The 3,561-nt window shown below is 42.9% G+C and carries 2 protein-coding genes; both read right to left on the bottom strand.

Going from position 1 to position 3,561, the window contains the following annotated elements; all coding sequences use genetic code 11:
* The coding region (locus ACFQ2T_RS13280) for a matrixin family metalloprotease (RefSeq protein ID WP_379035219.1) at window positions 1–1,324 on the bottom strand (1,324 nt) is incomplete at its 3' end.
* 68 nt (window positions 1,325–1,392) lie between these two features.
* A partial coding sequence (locus ACFQ2T_RS13275) for a M10 family metallopeptidase C-terminal domain-containing protein (RefSeq protein WP_379035216.1) occupies window positions 1,393–3,561 on the bottom strand: 2,169 nt, incomplete at its 5' end.

The raw sequence follows: 3,561 nt of genomic DNA, 5'->3' as shown, positions 1-3,561 counted from the left end.
TGTCTCCGGCATTGCCAGTGATGGTGTTCGCCAACTCATTACCTGTACCGGTGATGTCGCCATTACCTGTCAGTACCAGATTCTCAACGTTAGCAGCTAATGTAGAGCTGACACTGGCATTGACCTGGTCAATCCCTTCATTAGCGTCTTCAGTGACTGTGACACCGCTATTATCAATGATGTAGGTATCGTTGCCTTTGCCACCGATCAAGGTGTCATTGCCGCCTTTGCCGTCAAGAGTATCATTGCCAGCACCACCATCTAAAATATTATCACTGCTATTACCGGATATCCGGTCATTTCCATTCCCGCCGATCGCATTTTCTATTAACACGTTAAAAGCAATCGCGACATTTTCTTGCTGGATTGTTGAGTTATTTGGGCCGACTTTAAAGGATCTGCCTAACTGGCTGAAGGAGCCTGCATCGAGGTTTATAACTCCACCGACAGCCGATACATATTTGATTGTGTCGTTGCCACCTGCATCCCAGATAGTTTGGTAGTAACGCTGTGATGATGAAAATTCATAGACATTATCACCAGAGTTATAATCATTGTTGGCGCCATATAAATGTTGTATGGCGAGAATGTCATACAACATAGGAGTTGTTGGGTAATACTCATTTAGTCCGTCAAAATAGTTGTCAGGCAGATCGGAATAACTCATGACGGTATATTGGAAGTAATCGATATTTGCAGGTAGTCCAATATCCCCTTCTTCCTCAGCAAACGAATGATCCAAACCCAATGCATGCCCGATCTCATGCAAACCAGCAAGATAGCCCATGGCACCGGTTGAAAAATTGTTGCCTGATGGATATGGCTGAGTTTTGTTAAACCAGATATCACCGCTTCTTGTATATGGGAGAGTGTCAGATATGTCATACCAGTATGGATCGACACTATAGGTATAAGCATAGATATTTGGCGACATAGCGCCATCGCTCGTGAAACCAAAACGAATATCACCAACCGCAGAAGGCGTTTCATTTACTTTAATAAAGTCCAGGTTAGCAACATTGGACCATGCATTCAAAGCCAAAGTAATACCATATTGCTGACTAGTACTGAGCGGTGTTAGCGAAACATAGTCAGGTTTAAAGCTTGGCATCGGATCATTGATGCCATAGCCATTAATGAAGTCCTGAGACCAGTACTCATCACTTCGAGAAGTTGGAAAACTGTAATAAACCGTTGCAGAGCTTCCTACCGGCCCGCCCCACTTATTTCCCAGAAGCAAAACATTTAAATAAGGGTTGCTTGAACTTGAGCCAGCATCAAATAATGTAATCTCGCTGGTCGTATCGGGAGTAGGGATCGTCATATCATCTCAAGTTTGGGTCATTTAATATCAGTGAATGCCTGGTGCATTCACTGATATTTAGTTTCTAATTAAATAGAGCTATCAATCAGTAAATTATTATGCTGGGTGAGATAACCAATCAATTGAGCTTCATTATTTGTTGCTGTTGAGGTGTAAAGATTGGTGTTGGATAGCACAATCCGTACATCCTCCTCTGCCGAATTGTAATTGCCGCCCGTAAAGTTTCCAGTTGAACTAATGCGTATTTCAGTTGAACTGCCTTGTATTGAAATATCAAGATACTGAAGAATATTATTAGATGACTCGCCAGTGAGTAAGTCTCTTAAATCCAGCGTATCCTCATCCGCAATAGAGAAGTCTGTAACAGTATCTGTATTATTTGCGATGCTTCCTGGATTGACTGCATCAGGTGAAAACCATTTAAAAGTATCAGCTCCTGAACCACCTATCAGTACATCGTTACCTAAGCCACCCCAAAGAATATCGTTGCCAGCTCCAGCATTTAACCGATCATTCCCCTCATTCCCAATTAGAGTATTAACATAATCATTACCTGTTAATTTATTATTCAGAGCATTGCCTATTAAAAGAGTGTCGGTCAGTCCGTTTCCAATTGAATTCGGAAACACGAGGTTTTCTACATTAGGAGTATCTTCAAGTGTGTAAGCTATGCCATAACCGAGAAAGACTATGGTGTCTTCACCTTCGTTTTCGTGTTCTGAAATTGTGGAGTATGGGTCTGCATAGTAAGTATCATTCCCTTTACCTCCAGCCATATATGCGTAGCCAGATCCGGAAATTGTGTCGTTACCATCACCGCCAAACAGATTGTCACCATAAACAGAACCGTTGCCGTTAATAATATCGTCTCCGTTACCACCAAAAATATAATCATCGCTTGACGTCGAAGTGGCTGTCAGATTGTCAGCATGATTAGTTCCGATAAGTGTCTGACCAGACATCAAAACGGTAAAATTTAAATATGTGATCGTTCCAGTTGGGTTAACAAGATTGGCAAATTTAATGGCCATTTGCGGACCATTAGCATCGTAGTCGTAAAAAACATCACCTGTCGAAGTGTTATAAATAATATAGTCATTGTCATCTATGGCGCTCACATACCCAGCACCAATACGGACTTCATCAGCGTCAACAGCACCCTTTAACTCCTTAAAATATGGATATGATTCGTTGAATTGGAATTTATCCTCTGAGGCTTTAAAATTTAATATCGTATCGACTGAATCATTGTGTTGAATTTCTGAGCTATACAAGAACGTATCGTTTCCAGAACCCCCATCCATAACATCGCTACCACCTCTTCCAAAAAGAATATCATCTCCATCCTGACCAAATATAGTATCTGTTAAAAATGAAAAATTACCTGTAATAAAATCATTTCCAGCCAAGCCGTAATAAGTGTCAGTTTGAGAATCCATTGTTATAGAGTCATCAGCATTCGTACCAAATCTCGTTGTAGTCCTTGGTAAATAAAAGTCAAAAGAGTTAAGGTCTACAGTGCCTGTTAACTGGAGTTGAAAATCGGCAATAGCGTCGCCAGAGGTGTCTGCAAATATGAATGTGTTACCTTGGGAGTGACTGTACCAAATAGAGTTAGCAGACTCTGTTATTCCCGAAAACGATAAATCAAAACCACCACCATTCAAAATCAAAAAGTCTAACTTATCGACCCCTTGAGTGAAATCCAGGATTGTGTCCATTGAACTTGCGGTAGAGTCTGCTGCATTAACATATTGAAACACATCAGCCCCAGCGCCGCCTTTCAGTGTGTCATTACCCAATCCCCCAATGAGGATGTCATTGCCTGCACCGCCATCAAGGATGTTATCTGCATCATTGCCGGTGAGGGTGTTGGCGAGTGCGTTACCGGTCAGGTTTAGTTTGGTTAAACCGGTTGCTGAAGCATCTAGCTTCTCGAGGTTAGCGCCCAGGGTGAGGGTAGTGGCGTTAGCCATGGTGCTGTAGTCAGTGCCTGCCAGCAGCCTGAGCTGTACGGTGTCAGTCCCTGAGCCTGCGACCGCGGTCTCGGTGATGGTGTCCTGTAGCGCTACCTTAAAGTTAGCAGCGGTAGTGCCTGTGAGTGCAAGGTCAACCTTGTAAATGTCGTCACCGAGGCCGCCAATCAGTTTGTCTATGCCAGCACCGCCATCCAGGATATTGTCTCCGGCATTGCCAGTGATGGTGTTCGCCAACTCATTACCTGTACCGGTGATGTC

It is taken from the genome of Methylophilus flavus (assembly GCF_042678905.1).
Classification (GTDB): Bacteria; Pseudomonadota; Gammaproteobacteria; order Burkholderiales; family Methylophilaceae; genus Methylophilus; species Methylophilus flavus.
This window is presented reverse-complemented; position numbering and strand designations above follow the sequence as displayed.